The organism is Burkholderia sp. MSMB1589WGS (assembly GCF_001636105.1).
GTDB lineage: Bacteria > Pseudomonadota > Gammaproteobacteria > Burkholderiales > Burkholderiaceae > Burkholderia > Burkholderia humptydooensis.
Genome location: NZ_LNJT01000008.1, coordinates 633,408 through 649,447, shown reverse-complemented (window position 1 = coordinate 649,447; position 16,040 = coordinate 633,408). Strand labels below are relative to the sequence as shown.

The window sequence follows — 16,040 nt, the reverse complement described above, 5'->3', positions numbered from 1 at the left end:
GGTCAGCCATGCGCCTTGCCATCCGCCACATCTCGCGCTTCCAATTCGACGAACACGCGCTGCACGTGCTGCAGCGCCTGCGGCTGCGCCCGCAAAGCGGCCCATGCCAGACCGTGCGGGCGTGGCAGGTGACGATCGACGGCGTCGAGCCGACGCTCACCTACGCGGACGGCCTCGGCAATCATGTCGACCTCGTGCGGCACGAGCGCGACAAGCCGGAGTTCGCGATCGTCGCGGCGGGCGTCGTCGAGACGCAGGATCGCGCCGGCATTCTCGGCAACGTCGTCTCATATGCGCCGCCCTGGATCTACGAGCGCACGACCGACCTGACGCGCGCGGGTGACGCGATCCGCGCGCTCGCCGACGCGCTGCCGATCGAGCACAAGAGCCTCGACGCGCTGCACTGGCTGATGACCGAGGTGCACAGCCGCGTCGCCTACGAGCCGCATGCGCAATCGGCGCCGCGCGACGCGGAGACCGCGCTGCGAAGCGGCGCCGGCGCGAGCCGCGATCATGCGCACGTGTTCGTCGCCACGGCGCGCGCGCTGCAGATTCCGGCGCGCTACGTGTCCGGCTATCTGCTGACGGACGGCCCGATGCGACGGATCGCGGAAGCGCTCCAGCAGGCGAGCGGCGTCGCGCAGCAGGCGATGCAGATGCGGCACGATGCGGATGACGCGGATGGCGCGCACGAGGCGCCGGGCGATGCATCGCGCCGCACGAGCGTCGCGATGCAGGAAACCGCGGTCGCGACGCAACCGCAATCGGGCCATGCGTGGGCCGAGGCGTACGTCGAAGGGCTCGGCTGGGTCGGCTTCGATCCGTTCATGAACCGCTGCCCGGACGAGCGCTACGTGCGCCTCGCGGCGGGTCTCGACTATCGCGACGCGATGCCGGTGTACGGTCCGGGCGCGAAGCCGGTCGGCGTCGAGATCAGCGTGATCCAGTCCCCGGAACTCGTCTGACGCGCGCGCCGCGCGCAGCGGCGCGGCCAACGGCGGCGCGTGGCTCGCGATGCCGCCGCGCCGCCGCGCGTCGCACCCGACCGTCCCCGCAACCGCACCGAACGGCCCACGTCATGTCCATTCACGTCGCGCTTCACCACGTCACCCGCTATCGCTACGACCGGCTCGTCCATCTCGGGCCGCAGATCGTGCGCCTGCGGCCCGCGCCGCATTGCCGCACGCCGATCCTCTCGTATTCGATGAAGGTCGATCCCGCGCAGCACTTCGTCAACTGGCAGCAGGACCCGTTCGCGAACTACATGGCTCGGCTCGTGTTTCCCGAGCGCACGCGCACGTTCGAGATCGCGATCGATCTCGTCGCCGAGATGTCGGTCTACAACCCGTTCGACTTCTTCCTCGAAGAGCATGCGCAAACCTTTCCGTTCGACTACGGCGGCGCGTTGCGCCGCGAGCTCGCGCCGTATCTCGCGTGCGATCCCGACACGAGCGCGTCCGACGCGTTTCGTTCGTATGTCGAATCGATCGACCGCGCGCCGGCGGGCACCGTCGACTTCCTCGTCGCGCTGAACCAGCGGCTGCAGCGCGACGTCCGCTACGTCGTGCGGCTCGAGCCGGGCGTGCAGACGCCCGGGCAGACGCTCGCGCTCGCGTCGGGCTCGTGCCGCGACAGCGGCTGGCTGCTCGTGCAGCTTTGCCGCCATCTCGGCCTCGCCGCGCGCTTCGTGTCCGGCTATCTGATTCAACTGACGCCCGACGTGAAGTCGCTCGACGGCCCGAGCGGCACCGAGGTCGACTTCACCGATCTGCATGCATGGTGCGAGGTGTATCTGCCGGGCGCGGGCTGGATCGGCTTCGACCCGACGTCGGGGTTGCTCGCGGGCGAGGGGCACATCCCGCTCGCCGCGACGCCGCAGCCGACGAGCGCCGCGCCCGTCGAGGGGCTCGTCGACGAATGCGAGGTCGAGTTCGAGCACGAAATGCGCGTGATGCGGATCCACGAATCGCCGCGCGTGACGAAGCCGTACACGGACGAAGCTTGGCAGCGCGTGCTGCGGCTCGGCGTGCAGGTCGATGCCGATTTGAACGCGGGCGACGTGCGCCTCACGCAGGGCGGCGAGCCGACGTTCGTGTCGATCGACGACCGCGACGGCGCCGAATGGAACACGGATGCGCTCGGGCCGACGAAGCGCGGCTATGCGACGTCGCTCGTGCAGAAGCTGCGCGCCGAGTACGGCGCGGGCGGCTTCCTGCACTTCGGCCAGGGCAAGTGGTATCCGGGCGAGCAGTTGCCGCGCTGGGCGCTGTCCGTATTCTGGCGCGCGGACGGCGAGCCCGTCTGGCGCGATCCGGCGCGCTTCGCCGACGAGCGCGAGCCCGCCGCGTACACGACCGCGGACGCCGGGCGCTTCATCCGCGCGCTCGCGGCGCGTCTCGGCTTGACGAGCGACTACGTGACGCCAGGCTACGAAGACGTCTGGTACTACCTGTGGCGCGAGCGGCGGCTGCCCGTGAACGTCGATCCGTTCGACGCGCGGCTCGACGACGAGCTCGAGCGCGCGCGCCTGCGCAAGGTGTTTTCGCAGCAGTTGGACAGCGTGATCGGCTACGCGCTGCCGCTCAAGCCGCTCGCGCCGAACCCCGCGCTCGCGGGGCCGCGCTGGGAGACGGGCCCGTGGTTCTTCCGCGACGAGCGGATGTATCTCGTGCCGGGCGATTCGCCGATGGGCTATCGTCTGCCGCTCGATTCGCTGCCCTGGGTGAGCCGCGGCGATTATCCGTATCTCGTCGAGCGCGATCCGTTCGCGCCGCAGGACGCGTTGCCCGACGCGAGCGCACTGCGCGCCCGCTATGCGGGCGGCGGCTACGACGTGCCGCGCGATCCGGGCGCGGCTGCGCGCGATGCCGCGGCGCCCGCGCGGACCGTGATGCAGGCGCGCGCCGGCGAGCATGCGGGCGCGGCGAGCGCGGCCGACGCCGCACGTTATCCGCAGCGCTTCGAATCCGCCGCGTGGATCACGCGCACCGCGCTGTGCGTCGAGGTGCGCAACGGCGTGCTCTACGTGTTCATGCCGCCGATCGCGGCGCTCGACGACTATCTCGATCTGCTGACCGCGATCGAGCTCACCGCCGAGTCGCTCGACGCGAAGCTCGTGCTCGAAGGCTATCCGCCGCCGCGCGACGCGCGGCTGAAGATGCTGCAGGTGACGCCCGATCCCGGCGTGATCGAGGTGAACATCCATCCCGCGCACGATTTCGACGAGCTCGTTCAGCACACCGAATTCCTGTACGACGCCGCGTATCGATCGCGGCTGTCGAGCGAGAAGTTCATGGTCGACGGGCGGCACGTCGGCACGGGCGGCGGCAATCACTTCGTGCTCGGCGGCGCGACGCCCGCTGACAGCCCGTTCCTGCGCCGTCCCGATCTGCTCGCGAGCCTGATCGCGTATTGGCACAACCATCCGTCGCTGTCCTATCTGTTTTCGGGCCTGTTCATCGGCCCGACGAGCCAGGCGCCGCGCGTCGACGAGGCACGCGACGATCAGCTCCACGAGCTCGACGTCGCGTTCGCCGAGATGCGCCGCAACAAACTGCGCCACGGCGAGGAGATGCCGCCGTGGCTCGTCGACCGCGTGCTGCGCAATCTGCTGATCGACGTGACGGGCAACACGCATCGCAGCGAATTCTGCATCGACAAGCTCTATTCGCCGGATTCGGCGACGGGGCGCCTCGGCCTGCTCGAACTGCGCGCGTTCGAGATGCCGCCGCACGCGCGGATGAGCATCGTCCAGCAACTGCTGCTGCGCGCGCTGATCGCGCGCTTCTGGCGCGCGCCGTACACGACGCCGCTCGCGCGCTGGGGCACCGCGCTGCACGATCGCTTCCTGCTTCCGACCTTCGTCGGGATGGATTTCGACGACGTGCTGACCGAGATGCGCGACGCGGGCTTCGCGTTCGATCCGGCGTGGTTCGCGCCGCACCTCGAATTCCGCTTTCCGCTGTTCGGGCGGATCGCGGCGCGCGGCGTCGCGCTCGCGCTGCGCGGCGCGCTCGAGCCGTGGCACGTGATGGGCGAGGAGGGGGCGATCGGCGGCACCGTGCGTTACGTCGATTCGTCGCTCGAGCGGCTCGAAGTTCAGGTGAGCGGGCTGAACGACAGCCGCTACGTCGTGACCGTCAACGGCCGCGCGCTGCCGCTGCAGCCGACGGGTACCGCCGGCGAATACGTCGCGGGCGTCCGTTACAAGGCATGGGCGCCGCCGTCGGCGCTGCATCCGACGATCGGCGTGCACGCGCCGCTCACGTTCGACATCGTCGACACATGGATGCGGCGCTCGCTCGGCGGCTGCCGGTATCACGTCGCGCATCCGGGCGGCCGCAATTACGACACGTTCCCGGTGAACGCATACGAAGCCGAGAGCCGGCGACTCGCGCGCTTCGTGTCGATGGGGCATACGCCGGGCACGATGACGGTCGAGCCGGCCGCACCGAGCCGCGAGTTCCCGTTCACGCTGGATTTGCGGCGTGGCTGAGCGGATGCGCGAGCGCGTGCGGGTGCGGGGCGCGTCGAAGGCCGCGGCAACGGCGCCCGCGTCGCCGCGACGCGCGGCGTGCGGACGTAGCGCGCCGGGCGTGCCGGGCATATGGTACCGGGCAGGAATGTTAGGATTCGACATCGACGGGCGGCGCGCGCCGCGTGCGCGCGGCGTTCGCGACGCGACGGCGGCCCGGCGTCGCCGCCTTTGAAAAATCGAATCGTGCTTTCACTTTCCTCCGACGACGATCTGACCGCCGACGCGATGCAGACGCTATTCGATACGGGTTCGCAGCAGGACGCGGCCGAGCTCGGCGCGGCGCTCGCCGCGCCCGCGGTCACGGGCCGCTACGACGAACTGCGCGGCGGCGCGGCCGCGCTGTCGAGCGCGTCGCTCGCGCCCGCGTGGCGCGCGTTCTTCACGCAGCTCGGCAGCGTCGGCTTCGCCGATCTCGACCGCCGCGCCGATGCGCTGCAGCGCCGGATGCGCGAGAACGGGCTCGCCTATCATCCGCACGAGCGGGCGGCGGGCGGCGGCGCGGTGCGGCCGTGGTCGCTCGACCTGCTGCCCCTCATCATCGCGCCCGACGACTGGGCGGCCATCGAGCGCGGCGTGCTGCAGCGCGTGCGCCTGCTCAACGCGATCCTCGCCGATCTCTACGGAGAACAGACAATCCTGCGCCGCGGGCTGCTGCCGCCCGCGCTCGTCACCGGGCATCCGGGCTATCTGCGGCCGATGTGCGGCGCGCGCGCGCCGGGCGGCACGTGGCTGCACGTCGTCGCGTTCGATCTCGCGCGCGGGCCGGACGGCGCGTGGCGGATGATGGCGCAGCATACGCAAGGCCCGTCGGGGCTCGGCTATCTTCTGGAGAACCGGCTGATCGTGTCGCGGCTCTTCCCGCGCGCGTTTCGCGGCCTGCACGTGCAGCGGCTCGCCGCGAGCTATCGCGCGCTGCTGCAGAGCATGCAGGCGCTGAGCCCCGCGCGGAAGAACTCGCGCATCGTGCTGCTGACGCCGGGCCCGCACGCGGCGACCTATTTCGAGCACGCGTATCTCGCGCGCTACCTGGGCCTCACGCTCGTCGAAGGCGGCGACCTGACGGCGCGCGACCAGCGCGTCTATCTGAAGACGCTGCGCGGGCTCGAGCCGGTGCACGGCATCCTGCGGCGCGTCGACGACGAATGGCTCGACCCGCTCGAACTGCGCCCCGATTCGCTGCTCGGCGTGCCGGGGCTGATGCAGGCGGCGCGCGCGGGCAACGTGCTGCTCGCGAACCTGCCGGGCTCGGGCTTCGTCGAATCTCCCGGCATCCTCGGCTTCCTGCCGCGCCTCGCGCAGAGCCTGCTCGGCGAGACGCTGTCGCTGCCCGCGGTGCCGTCGTGGTGGTGCGGCGAGCAGGCGGCGTGCGACGAAGCGCTGCCGCTTCTCGCGCGCAGCATCGTGAAGCCGACATTTCCCGCGAGCGTGCAAGTGGGCGGCGTGTTCGAGCCGGTGATCGGCGCGCGGCTTGCGCCGCCGCAGCTCGCCGAATGGCGCGCGCGGATCGCCGCGCAGCCCGCGCACTACACGATCCAGGCAGACCTGCCGCCGTCGCTGGCGCCGACATGGGCGGGGGGCGCGGGCATGGGCGACGGCGGCGCGCGGATCGTGCCGCGGCCGCTGCTGCTGCGCGTGTTCGCGCTCGCGGACGGCGCGCTCTCGTGGCGCGTGCTGCCGGGCGGCCTCGCGCGCGTCGGCACGCGCGACGAGCTGTTCAACGCGCCGATGCCGCGCGGCGGCAGCAGCGTCGATACCTGGGTGATGACGGAAGGCGCGGTCGATCCGACGACGCTGTTGCAGACGCACCTGGGCCCGGACGACCTGCAGGAGCGATCGCGCGCGATAGCGAGCCGCGCGGCCGAGAACCTGTTCTGGCTCGGCCGCTATACCGAGCGCGCGACGAATTTGACGCGGCTCGCGCGCGCGGCGCTCGAGCGGCTGCGCGGCGAGGACGACGTCGAGACGCCCATCCACCTGCATCTGCTCGATGCATTGTGCCGCGACAACGGCCTGCTGCCTGCCGACGCGCCGTCGGCCGTCGATGCGCCGCGCGCGTTCCAGCAGGCGCTGACGCTCTCGCTCACGCCTCGCGCGGATCGCTCGACGGGGATCGCGTCGTGCCTGTTCGGGATGCGCGGCGCGGCGGCGGCGATACGCGAGCGGCTGTCGCGCGAGCAGTGGCGCCTGATCGACGACGCGACGCAACTGTTCGACGAAGCCGGCGACGCCGCCGCCGAGCCCGAGGAACAACTCGGCAACGACGCGCTGCTGCGTCTCGAGCGGCTGAATCTGCTGCTCTCGGCGATCACGGGCGCGCAGACCGACAACATGACGCGCGACGACGGCTGGCGCCTGCTGTCGATCGGCCGCCAGATCGATCGCCTCGAATTCCTGGGCGACGTGCTCGGCCACGCGTTCGACGGCGGCGCGATCCACAAGCAGGAGGGCTTCGAGCTCGTGCTCGAGCTGTTCGACAGCGGCATCACGTTCCGCTCGCGCTTCCAGCGCTGCTTCGATGTCGCGCCGCTGCTGTCGCTCGTCGTGCTCGATACCGACAATCCGCGTTCGCTCGCGTGGGTCGCGCAGGCGCTGCGGGGCCGGCTGTCGAAGGTCGAGCGCAGCGAAGGCTATGCGCTGTCGGAGCTTGCCGACGGCATTCCGGACATCGCCGGCTGGCCGCTGCATGTGCTGTGCGAGACGGACGGCGACGGCCGCCACGCGGCGCTGCTCGCGCGCCTGCAAGCGTGCTGCAAGGCGGCGCGGGATGTGTCGAACCGGATCGGCGAGCGCTATTTCAGCCACGTGCGCGACGCGGGCAGGTCGCTATGGGGATGACGAAGCAATCGCCTGCGAACGCGAAGACGGGCGCCCGCGCGCGCAAGGCGGCCGTGCGCGCGGAGCCGGCGCGCGGCGCGCTGCTGCGCGTCACGCACGACACGCGCTATCGCTACGCGGCGCGCGTCGAATCCGCACAGCATCAGGCGCGTCTGCGGCCGCTCGAGACGCCGCGGCAGCGCGTGCTCGAGTTCTCGCTCGAGATCGATCCGCGCGCCGAAGGGCTCGTCGTCGATACCGATTCGTTCGGCAACGAGCGCACGTCGTTCGCGCTCAATCAGCCGCACGAAGCATTGTTCGTGCGCAGCCGCAGCGTCGTGCGCGTCGCGCCGCCCGCGCTGTCGGCGGGCAAGCGCGGCGAGCCCCCGCCCGCGATCGCCGCGCCGAGCGACGGATGCGCGAGCGCGTGGGAGGTGGTGCGCGAGTGCCTGACGTTTCGCGCGGGGCGGCCGTTCGATCCGGCGAGCGAATTCGTGTTCGCGTCGCCGCACGTCGCATGCCATCCGGATCTCGCCGCCTATGCGGCGGCGAGCTTCACGCCGGGCCGCCCGCTCGTGCAGGCCGCGTGGGAGCTGATGCGCCGCATTCACGCGGATTTCGCGTATACGCCGGACAGTACCGACGTCGGCACGACCGCGCTCGACGCGCTCGCGCTGCGCAAGGGCGTGTGCCAGGATTTCGCGCACGTGATGATCGGCGCGCTGCGCTCGCTCGGGCTTGCCGCGCGCTACGTGAGCGGCTACCTGCTGACGCAGCCGCCGCCGGGGCAGCCGCGATTGATCGGCGCGGACGCGTCGCATGCGTGGGTCGAGGTCTACGATCCGGCCTGGCCCGAGGACGCCGGCTGGCTGCAGCTCGATCCGACCAACGATCGCGCGCCCGGCGACGATTACGTGATGCTGTCGATCGGCCGCGATTACGCGGACGTGACGCCGTTGCGCGGGGTCATTCGCGGCGGCGGCGCCGATCAGGTGCTGACCGTCGGCGTGACGGTGGAGCCGCTCGATCCGGCGTCGTGATCCGCGCGAAGGGTGCGCGGCGCAGCGGCGTCGCGCCGCATGCCGGCGAGCAACTGCCCGAGCTTTTTCCCCGCGTAACGCGCTTGCGCGACGCTCAACGCCGAATAGCCGACGACGACGCCCGCGGGCAGCGCCGCGCGCGTGCGGAACGCGTGCAGCGGCTCGAGCGCGAGGCCGGCTTTTGCCGCATCCGCGACGAACGCGCGTTCGTCGATTCCGTGTCCGAGCCACAGCACGAAATGAAATCCGGCATGCTCGCCGGAAATCGCGTACTGGCCGTGCGCGTGCCGGCGAAGCTGCTCGAGCACCGCATCGCGGCGCTGCAGGTACGCGTGGCGGCTCGTCCGCAGATGCTTCGCGAAATCGCCGCTGCCGACGAAGCTCGCCAGCGCGAGTTGCTCCGTGGTGCCGACCGAGCGCCCGACGGCTTGCGCGAGCGCCGACATCGCCGAGCGCAGCGCCGCCGGCACGACCATGAAGCCCACGCGAATTCCCGAAAAAAGCGTCTTGTTGAACGAGCCGCAGTAGATCACGCGATCGCGCACGTCGAGCGATTTCAGCGCAGGCAGCGGCGCGGACTGATAGCCGAATTCGCCGTCGTAGTCGTCCTCGATCACCCACGCGCGCCGCGCATGCGCCCAGTCGAGCAGGTCGAGACGCCGCGAGACCGACATCGTCACGCCGAGCGGCGATTGATGCGCGGGCGTCACATACGCGGCCGCGACACGGCGATGCGCGCTCAACGCGTTCGTGTCGATGCCTTCCGGGTCGACCGGAACGCAGATCGATTCGGCGCCGGCCAGCTCGAAAATTCGCCGCGCGGTTCGATAGCCGGGATCCTCGATCGCGATCCGGCTCTCGTTGCCGGCGATCGTGCGGGCAATCAGATCGATCGAATGCCGGATGCCGGTCGTGATGAAGATGTCGGCCGCGCTGCACGCGATGCCGCGATATTGGCCGAGATAGTCGGCAATCCGCGCGCGCAGCGGCTCGGCGCCCTGCGGCGGTAACGCGCAGAGCTCGGCCGGCGTCGCTTCGGACAGCCCTTTGCCGACGTGCCGCTTCCAGGTTTGCATCGGCAGCAGGGCGGGGTCGGCCAGACGCGCGACGAACGGCACGCCGGCGCGGACCGGACCATCCGGACCAGCCGGTTCGGCCGCGCGGTTTCGCGCGATCTTGCCGGCCGGCTCGCTGCGCGGACGGGACGCGTGCTTCGCCGGACGTTGCGCGGGCGCCAGATAGTCGTCGGGGACGACGGCGCTCACGCGCGTGCCCGAGCCGTGCGCGCGGGCGATGTAGCCTTCCGCGCAGAGGCGGTCGAACGCCGCCTCGACCGTGCCGCGCGCGACGCCCCATCGCGCGGCGAGCGTCCGGGTGGAAGGCAGCAGGCTGCCGCCCGGCAACAGCTTGCGCAAGATGGCGTCGCGCAGCGCGTCGCCGATGCAGTCCTGCTTCGATTGCGCGGAGCGCTCGGACAAGCCGGGCGGGCGCGGCAGGTCGAGCGGGATCGCGGTTTTCCCTCGCGTCATAGTGGTCTATTCAGGTTTCGATCAAGTGGTTCTTCGGCTTATACCACATCGCCTTTACATTCTGGCCTGCGGCCATTCGATCCGGGCCGCGTGGACCTTGCCCGAATGAACGCGACCGACAAAAACACACTGCCCGACTGGGGCTGGCCATGCTTGCTGATGCTCGTCGTCTGCCTGCCGCGCGCGACAATCGACGCGTACTTGCCGTCGCTGCCCGCGATGGCGGACGCGCTTCACGGCACCGACGCGCAGATGCAACTGACGCTGACGATGTACATGGTCGGCTACGCGCTGTCGATGCTGGTGTCCGGCCCGCTGTCCGACCGTTACGGGCGCAGGCCGGTGCTGCTCGCCGGCATGCTCGTGTATCTCGGCGCGACCGTCGCGTGTGCGATGGCGACGAGCATGCCGGCCATCGTCGTCGCGCGAGTCTGCCAGGCGCTGGGCGGCTGCAGCGGCACCGTGATCGGCCGCGCGATCGTTCGCGAGCGCTTCGATGCGGCGATGCAGGCGACGATGCTCAGCCGGATATCGGCGGGCATGGCGTTGTCGCCCGTCGTCGCGCCGCTTGTCGGGCAATGCGTCGCGCATTGGCTCGGCTGGCGCGGCGTCTTCGCATTGCTCGCGTTCGGCGGGGCGGCGGCCGCGCTGATGGTGCATCGCTACCTGCCGGAGACGCGTGTGCGCGCGACGGGCAGCGAGCGCGATGCGAGCCTGCCGAAGACTTACCTGTCGCTGCTTCGCGACCGCCGGTTCGTTCGCTACTCGCTCGCGATCGGCTTCGTCTATTGCACGTATTTTCCGTTCATCGCCGAATCGTCGGCGCTGTTTCAACGGACGCTTCACGTATCCGGCGCCGTCTATGCGGCGATATTCGGAATCACCGTGCTCGGCTACCTGATCGGTTCGAGCGTGTTTCGCCGAGCCAGCGGGCGATTCGGAATCGACGCGATCGTCGCGTCGGCCGCGGTCGTCAATCTGTGCGGCGCGGCCGCGCTATGGATCTGGACCTCCGCCGCATCGCCGTCCGTCTGGTCGATTGCGTTGCCGATGTTCGTCGTCATGGTGTCGGTCGGCGTCTCGATCCCGGCTTGCCAGTTTGCGGTGCTGCAGCCGTTCGCGAAGATCGCGGGCACCGCTTCCGGATTGTTCTTCTTCATTCAGATGGCGATGACGGCCGCATGCGGCGGGATGCTGAGCGGGCTGTCCGATGGCTCCGCGCGACCGATGGCCGTCGTCACCGCCGCATCGAGCGCGGCGTTCATGGCCGCCGCGGTGCGCTGCCGCCGCTCTTTGCCGCGGGCGGCATGACATTGCCGGCGTCGCAGGCGATGAAATGCGCGAATATGCGGTCAGCAATCCGAAGGAATGCGCGTGACGAACTGAACGTCCGTGGCGAATTCCGAGCATCGAGCGGCGAACGGACATTCGTCGCGAGCGGCGGCGCGTGGCGTGACGTCGCGATCGTCAGGACGCGAGACATCGATCGATCAATGTCGAGAACGCATCGGGCCGCTCGATCATCATCAGATGGCCGCAACCGTCGATGACGTGGTGGCCTGCGCATTGCGCGAGCGCCCAATCCGGCGCGCTCCATCCGGCGCGCGAGCGTTCGCCTGCGATCAAATGCACCGGATGGCGTTCGAACACCTGCGCGAGCGCGGCGAGATAGCCGGTGTCGCCGGTCGTTTCGACGACCGATCGCCCCATCGCGCGAAGCGTCGACGCCGGCTGATGATCGAGCCAGCGGATCGCCGTCTCCCGCATCGCGGGCGTGGGCGCATCGACCGCGCCGCCGAGCCATCCGAGCGGATCGGCGCGAAAGCCGTCGAGCATCGCTTGCGCGTCGGGCCCGCTCATCCGGCCGACCGACGCTGACCAAAACGCGTCGGCCAGCGTGAAATTGCCTTCGACGTTGACGATGCGCCGAACGCGTGCCGGATGGGCGTGCGCGAACAGCATGGCGATCGCGCCGCCGACCGAGTGCCCGACCATGTCGACGGGCGTCCCGCCGGCATGCGCATCGACGAACGCGCGCAGATGCTCGACTTGTGCGCCGAGCGTGATCGATTCGGGCGGCGCGGCGCGATGCTCGCCGTAACCGAGCAGATCGGGCGCGGTGCGCTGCGACGCGCTGCCATGCATGCCGAGGCGGCCGATGAATCCGTGGACGAAGACGACGGGCGGCGAGGCGTTCATGAGCGTTCCCGATGCCGATGAGGCGCGGCGGCCTGGTTCAGCTCCGCACGGAGTTCGTCGAGTTCGAGGCAATGCGTGCGATCGTGGTCGAGCCACTCGCGCACGAGTTCTTCGAGCGTCATTCGTCGCACGCCGTCGCGGATGCCGCAGCGCGTCAGTTGATCCGGCCGCAGCTTTCGCAGCGACGCGCACAGGCGTTGTCGCGACTCGCGGAATGCGCGAACGGCTTCGTCGAGATTCTCCCGCAGATAGCCGCGCTGCTCGGCAAGCGCCGTGCCGTCGACCGATTCGATCGCCGGCAGAGGCGTGGTCCGGACCGCGCGAATCCGCTCGGCGAAGATCGCATCGAGGTCGCGCAGGTGGCATGCGTGTTCGACGAGCGCGAAGCCGGTCCCGGGCGGCCGTTGCGCACGCTGTTCGGCTGGAATGCGTGCGATCGCATCGGCGAGTGCCGCCGGCATCCGTGCGAGCAGGCCGACGACTTCCGCGAACGGCGGCCGATTCGGCTGCGGGCCGAATACCGCGCCGTAGCTGAACAACGCGCCGCCGACGCGCCCCCGCGCTTGAACGACCTCGTGACCGTGGCGGCGCATCACGTCGGCGACCATCGCGCCGCAAAACTGCCTGGCGGTCGTATCGTGCTCGATCTCGGGGAATTTCCGCGCGATTTCGTCGGCGACGGCGGCGATCGCGGCAACGCCGACGCGCGACAGCGCGGCGAATTCGATGTAACGCTCCGGCTGCTCGATCAACGCTGCGAGCTGCTGTCCGAGCGGGGTGGTTCTGAAGCGGTCGAAACGGGAATGCATGGGCGGCGTACCCGGCAATGTAACGTATCAAAACGATACGTTATGAGGCGGATGTCGGTCAACCCGGATTTTCGACGGTCGTGATGCTCGGGCGCTCGGATGCTCGGTATTCACTCGCGGCGTTTCGTAACGCCGCGCGCCGAAACCGCCTCGCCGCCTCATCGCACGATCGCCTCCGGCAAATGCCTGCCGAGCATCGACAGCATCATCCGCGTCTTCGCGGGCACGGGCCGCGCGGCGGGATAGAGCGCATGCGGATCGAAGCCCGCCGGCGCGCGGCAGCTCATAGACCGGCCGCCAATGGCTCGTGCCGATCGCGGCGTTGATCGGGCGCATCGACGCTCGAGCGCTTCGCGTCGAGGAGGCGCAATCGCTCGAGCGTCGAAGAGGCCGAGCACGCGGATGAACGGATGCGCGGCGAGCACGCGCGGCACGTGCCCGAGCCGCCGCGCGAGACGGCCGCTTGCGCGTCGATCCGTTGATGCCGCTGCGCGCGATCCACCAGGCGGCGATCCATTCGAGCGTCGCGTCTCTGTCGGCCGTGTTCTTTCTGATGCAGGTCGGCACGGTCTCCATCTGCAGACGATCATGCTGCTGCTGCAAACGCGTTTCCATTACACGAGCGCGCAGCTCGGCCTGTTCAGCGGCTCGATCGGCGTGTGCTTCGTGCTCGGACGCCTGATCGGGCGCGCCGCGGCGGTGACGGCGCGCTCAGATATTCCATTGCGGCGCGGTGTCGTGCAGACGCTGCCTGAGCTGCTCGATCTCGTGCGAGAGCTTCGCCGTCAGCGAGACGTAGCCGGACAAGTGCGTGGGCGGCACCTGCTCGCCGGCCGGCATGGCCTGCCGGTGCGGCGGCCCGAGCCGGCTCGGCGTGCCGAACTTCAGCGCGCGCCCGGCGCCGACGAGCATTTCCTGGACCCGCCGGTTGTCCGCCTTCATCTGGATCTGGACGAAGCGTCTGCCTGCTTCGTCGTCCTCGCCGGGTTGCAGGTTCGACAGGATCTCGAGCGAGCTCATGCACAGCCGCAGGCCGCGCTGGATCGCCTCGAGCTGCGGCATCGACACGGAGATCTCCTTCGATACCGACGGCATCAGCGAACGGAGCTGCACGAGCAGCGCGTTGAGCTTCGCCATGTCCTTCAGGTGCTCGTTGTCGCTCACGTAGCGCTCGCCCGCGATCCGCGCGTGGACGGCCGCGCAGCCGCGCAGCGCGTCGGCGAGCTTGTAGCGCCACGAGTAGGTTGCGTACAGCGGCAGCGCGAACGAGAACGCGAGCGCGATCACGATGCCGACCAGCACGTTGACCGCGCGCCAGAGGCCGTCGGCGATCTCGTTGTCGCCGTGGCCGGCGACGATCACCATCGTGATCGCGGACAGGAGCGCGATGTAGCCGGCCTTGCCGATCGCGTGATACGCGCAGACGCCGCACGCGACGCTCATCACGAGAAACGTGAGCGGCGACAGATGCACGGTGGTTTGCAGCAGGATCAGCGACAGGCCGGCGATCGCGCCGATCAGCGTGCCGAGCGCGCGCTCGGCGGCCTTCTTGCGGATGTTGCCGTGATGCTGGAGCCCGCCGATCACGATCAGCACCGTGATCGTCGCCCATTCGCCGTGCGGAACGTGCAGGCCGGTCGTCAGCGCGATCGAGGCGAGCACGCTCAGCGCGACGCGCGCCGCATGGATCAGTTTCGCGTGCCGATAGCGGCGATAGGGATCGAGCACCGGACGCAACGCGTTGCGGGCGAAGCCGGGCAGGCGGGATTGTAAGGTCGACGTCATGAAACAGCGGAGTGGGCGAAAACGCTGACCGCCGCACGCGATGCGCGCCGCGGCGGGATCGATCGTTACGCTAACCTAAGCATGATGCGCTGTCCATCGCGGTGAGCACGCAGTGCTGCGGATCGTTCGCACGCGGGCCGGCCGTCATCGATGCCTGGCGCGACAGCCGGCACCGCGCGGCGCGGAACCGCTCGCGAAAAAAGCGGTGCCGCGGGGTTCGAGCGAGGCGCCGCCCGGCGACGGAGGCGCGTCAGCGCGTGAGCGCCGTGAATCCGTCGAGCAGCCGTTCGACGTCCGCGGGCTCGATCGCGCCCATCGTCGACACGCGGAACAACGCGCTCGACAGCCCGCCCTGGCCCGCATAGATCACGAAGCCGCGCGCCTTGAGGCCGTCGTGCAGTTGCTCGTACGTGACGCCGGCGGGCAGCCGGTACGCGCGCAGCACGACCGACGATTCGCCGTCCGGCAGCACGAGCGGCATCCCGCGCGCGGCTAGGCCCGCGCGCACCTGCTCGGCGAGCGCCGCGTAGCGCGCGTGGCGCGCGCGCCGGCCGCCCGCTTCGTCGAACTCGCGCAGCGCCTCGACGAGCGCGTAGTACGCGTGCACCGACGGCGTGAACGGCGTGTTGCGCGCGTCCTGCAGCTTCGCGAGCCGGCCGAGATCGAGGTAATACGTGCGGCTCGCGGCCGAGGCGAGCGCGCGGCGGCGCACGATCACGAACGCCGCGCCCGGCACGCCGTGCAGGCACTTGTTCGCGGTCGCGGCGACCGCGTCGATGTCGCCGCCCGCGAAATCGATCGCCTCCGCGCCGAAGCTGCTCACGCCGTCGACGAGCAGCCGCACGCCGCGCGCGCGGCACACGGCGGCGAGCGCGGCGAGGTCGTTCAGGCGGCCCGTCGTCGTTTCGTGATGGATCACCGCGACGTGCGTGATCGCGCGATCCGCGTCGAGCTTCCCGGCGACGCGCGCGAGATCCGGCGCCTGCATCCAGTCATGTTTCAGCACGTCGTGCGCGATTCGGTACTGCGTCGCGATCTGCGTGATCCGCTCGCCGTACACGCCGTTCTCGATCACGAGCAGCTTGCCGTTTTCCGGCACGAGCGCGGCGATCATGCTCTCGACCGCGGCCGTGCCGGAGCCCGTCATCAGCACCGCGCTCCACTCGGCCGGATCGAGCGCGTACGCGGCGACAAGCCGCACGCGCGCCTCGTCCTGCAAATCGAAGAACTCGCTTTCGCGATGGCAGAGGTCCGGCTGCAGCAGGCTCTTGCGCACGCGCTCCGTCAGCGTGACGGGACCGGGGTTCAGCAACAGCATCTTCGTACT

At 70.1% G+C, this 16,040-nt stretch carries 11 protein-coding genes and 1 pseudogene; 6 read left to right on the top strand and 6 right to left on the bottom strand.

Annotation, left to right across the window (positions count from 1 at the left end; all coding sequences use genetic code 11):
* Positions 1-8: 8 nt before the first annotated feature.
* The 4 genes from WT16_RS20820 (at position 9) to WT16_RS20805 (ending at position 8,391) form a co-directional block, all read left to right on the top strand.
* Entirely contained in the window at positions 9-965 is a 957-nt protein-coding gene (locus WT16_RS20820; protein ID WP_063534107.1) for a transglutaminase family protein, read from the top strand.
* Between the two features lie 113 nt (positions 966-1,078).
* Positions 1,079-4,495 carry a transglutaminase family protein gene (locus tag WT16_RS20815; protein WP_063534106.1) on the top strand — a complete coding sequence of 1,139 codons (3,417 nt, stop codon included), beginning with the start codon at positions 1,079-1,081 and terminating at the stop codon, positions 4,493-4,495.
* 267 nt (positions 4,496-4,762) lie between these two features.
* The gene (locus WT16_RS20810; RefSeq protein ID WP_231892133.1) at positions 4,763-7,372 is read left to right on the top strand and encodes a circularly permuted type 2 ATP-grasp protein; all 2,610 of its coding nucleotides are present in this window, start codon (positions 4,763-4,765) and stop codon (positions 7,370-7,372) included.
* Positions 7,363-8,391, top strand: coding sequence for a transglutaminase family protein (locus WT16_RS20805; protein ID WP_063534104.1), 1,029 nt, complete (start codon positions 7,363-7,365; stop codon positions 8,389-8,391). The genes WT16_RS20810 and WT16_RS20805 overlap by 10 nt, the downstream gene beginning before the upstream one ends.
* Here the strand turns inward: WT16_RS20805 and WT16_RS20800 are convergent.
* A complete protein-coding gene (locus WT16_RS20800; protein ID WP_059931533.1) occupies positions 8,340-9,920 on the bottom strand; it encodes a PLP-dependent aminotransferase family protein in 1,581 nt (526 codons plus the stop codon). The two genes, WT16_RS20805 and WT16_RS20800, sit on opposite strands and share 52 nt — an antisense overlap.
* A gap of 105 nt (positions 9,921-10,025) precedes the next feature.
* On the opposite strand from WT16_RS20800, the gene WT16_RS20795 reads away from it, so the two are divergent.
* A complete protein-coding gene (locus tag WT16_RS20795; protein WP_063534103.1) occupies positions 10,026-11,231 on the top strand; it encodes a multidrug effflux MFS transporter in 1,206 nt (401 codons plus the stop codon).
* Between the two features lie 156 nt (positions 11,232-11,387).
* Here the strand turns inward: WT16_RS20795 and WT16_RS20790 are convergent, their stop codons facing one another.
* The 3 genes from WT16_RS20790 to WT16_RS35430 all read right to left on the bottom strand — a co-directional run bounded on the left by WT16_RS20790 (position 11,388) and on the right by WT16_RS35430 (position 13,215).
* Positions 11,388-12,119: an alpha/beta hydrolase gene (locus tag WT16_RS20790; RefSeq protein WP_063534102.1), complete on the bottom strand. Its 732-nt coding sequence runs from the start codon at positions 12,117-12,119 to the stop codon at positions 11,388-11,390.
* The gene (locus WT16_RS20785) at positions 12,116-12,928 is read right to left on the bottom strand and encodes a DinB family protein (RefSeq protein WP_015603356.1); all 813 of its coding nucleotides are present in this window, start codon (positions 12,926-12,928) and stop codon (positions 12,116-12,118) included. The genes WT16_RS20790 and WT16_RS20785 overlap by 4 nt, the downstream gene beginning before the upstream one ends.
* Positions 12,929-13,086: 158 nt before the next feature.
* The gene (locus WT16_RS35430; RefSeq protein WP_269447546.1) at positions 13,087-13,215 is read right to left on the bottom strand and encodes a hypothetical protein; all 129 of its coding nucleotides are present in this window, start codon (positions 13,213-13,215) and stop codon (positions 13,087-13,089) included.
* Positions 13,216-13,394: 179 nt separating this feature from the next.
* Between WT16_RS35430 and WT16_RS35075 the strand changes: the two are divergent.
* Positions 13,395-13,603: pseudogene (locus tag WT16_RS35075) on the top strand (MFS transporter); the annotation flags it as partial.
* Between the two features lie 36 nt (positions 13,604-13,639).
* Here the strand turns inward: WT16_RS35075 and WT16_RS20775 are convergent.
* Together WT16_RS20775 and WT16_RS20770 are read right to left on the bottom strand one after the other, a co-directional pair.
* A complete protein-coding gene (locus tag WT16_RS20775) occupies positions 13,640-14,713 on the bottom strand; it encodes an FUSC family protein (protein WP_015602722.1) in 1,074 nt (357 codons plus the stop codon).
* A gap of 250 nt (positions 14,714-14,963) precedes the next feature.
* On the bottom strand, positions 14,964-16,031 hold the full coding sequence (locus tag WT16_RS20770) for a 2-aminoethylphosphonate aminotransferase (protein ID WP_063534100.1): 1,068 nt from the start codon (positions 16,029-16,031) through the stop codon (positions 14,964-14,966).
* Between the last annotated feature and the right edge of the window lie 9 nt (positions 16,032-16,040).

Excerpts from the sequence above, each read along its gene's own strand:
- WT16_RS20795 (WP_063534103.1), top strand. The coding sequence starts at position 10,026 with ATGAACGCGACCGACAAAAACACACTGCCCGACTGGGGCTGGCCATGC.
- WT16_RS20820 (WP_063534107.1), top strand. The coding sequence starts at position 9 with ATGCGCCTTGCCATCCGCCACATCTCGCGCTTCCAATTCGACGAACAC.
- WT16_RS20800 (WP_059931533.1), bottom strand. The coding sequence starts at position 9,920 with ATGACGCGAGGGAAAACCGCGATCCCGCTCGACCTGCCGCGCCCGCCC.
- WT16_RS35430 (WP_269447546.1), bottom strand. The coding sequence starts at position 13,215 with ATGAGCTGCCGCGCGCCGGCGGGCTTCGATCCGCATGCGCTCTATCCC.
- WT16_RS20805 (WP_063534104.1), top strand. The coding sequence starts at position 7,363 with ATGGGGATGACGAAGCAATCGCCTGCGAACGCGAAGACGGGCGCCCGC.
- WT16_RS20790 (WP_063534102.1), bottom strand. The coding sequence starts at position 12,119 with ATGAACGCCTCGCCGCCCGTCGTCTTCGTCCACGGATTCATCGGCCGC.
- WT16_RS20785 (WP_015603356.1), bottom strand. The coding sequence starts at position 12,928 with ATGCATTCCCGTTTCGACCGCTTCAGAACCACCCCGCTCGGACAGCAG.
- WT16_RS20815 (WP_063534106.1), top strand. The coding sequence starts at position 1,079 with ATGTCCATTCACGTCGCGCTTCACCACGTCACCCGCTATCGCTACGAC.
- WT16_RS20770 (WP_063534100.1), bottom strand. The coding sequence starts at position 16,031 with ATGCTGTTGCTGAACCCCGGTCCCGTCACGCTGACGGAGCGCGTGCGC.
- WT16_RS20775 (WP_015602722.1), bottom strand. The coding sequence starts at position 14,713 with ATGACGTCGACCTTACAATCCCGCCTGCCCGGCTTCGCCCGCAACGCG.
- WT16_RS20810 (WP_231892133.1), top strand. The coding sequence starts at position 4,763 with ATGCAGACGCTATTCGATACGGGTTCGCAGCAGGACGCGGCCGAGCTC.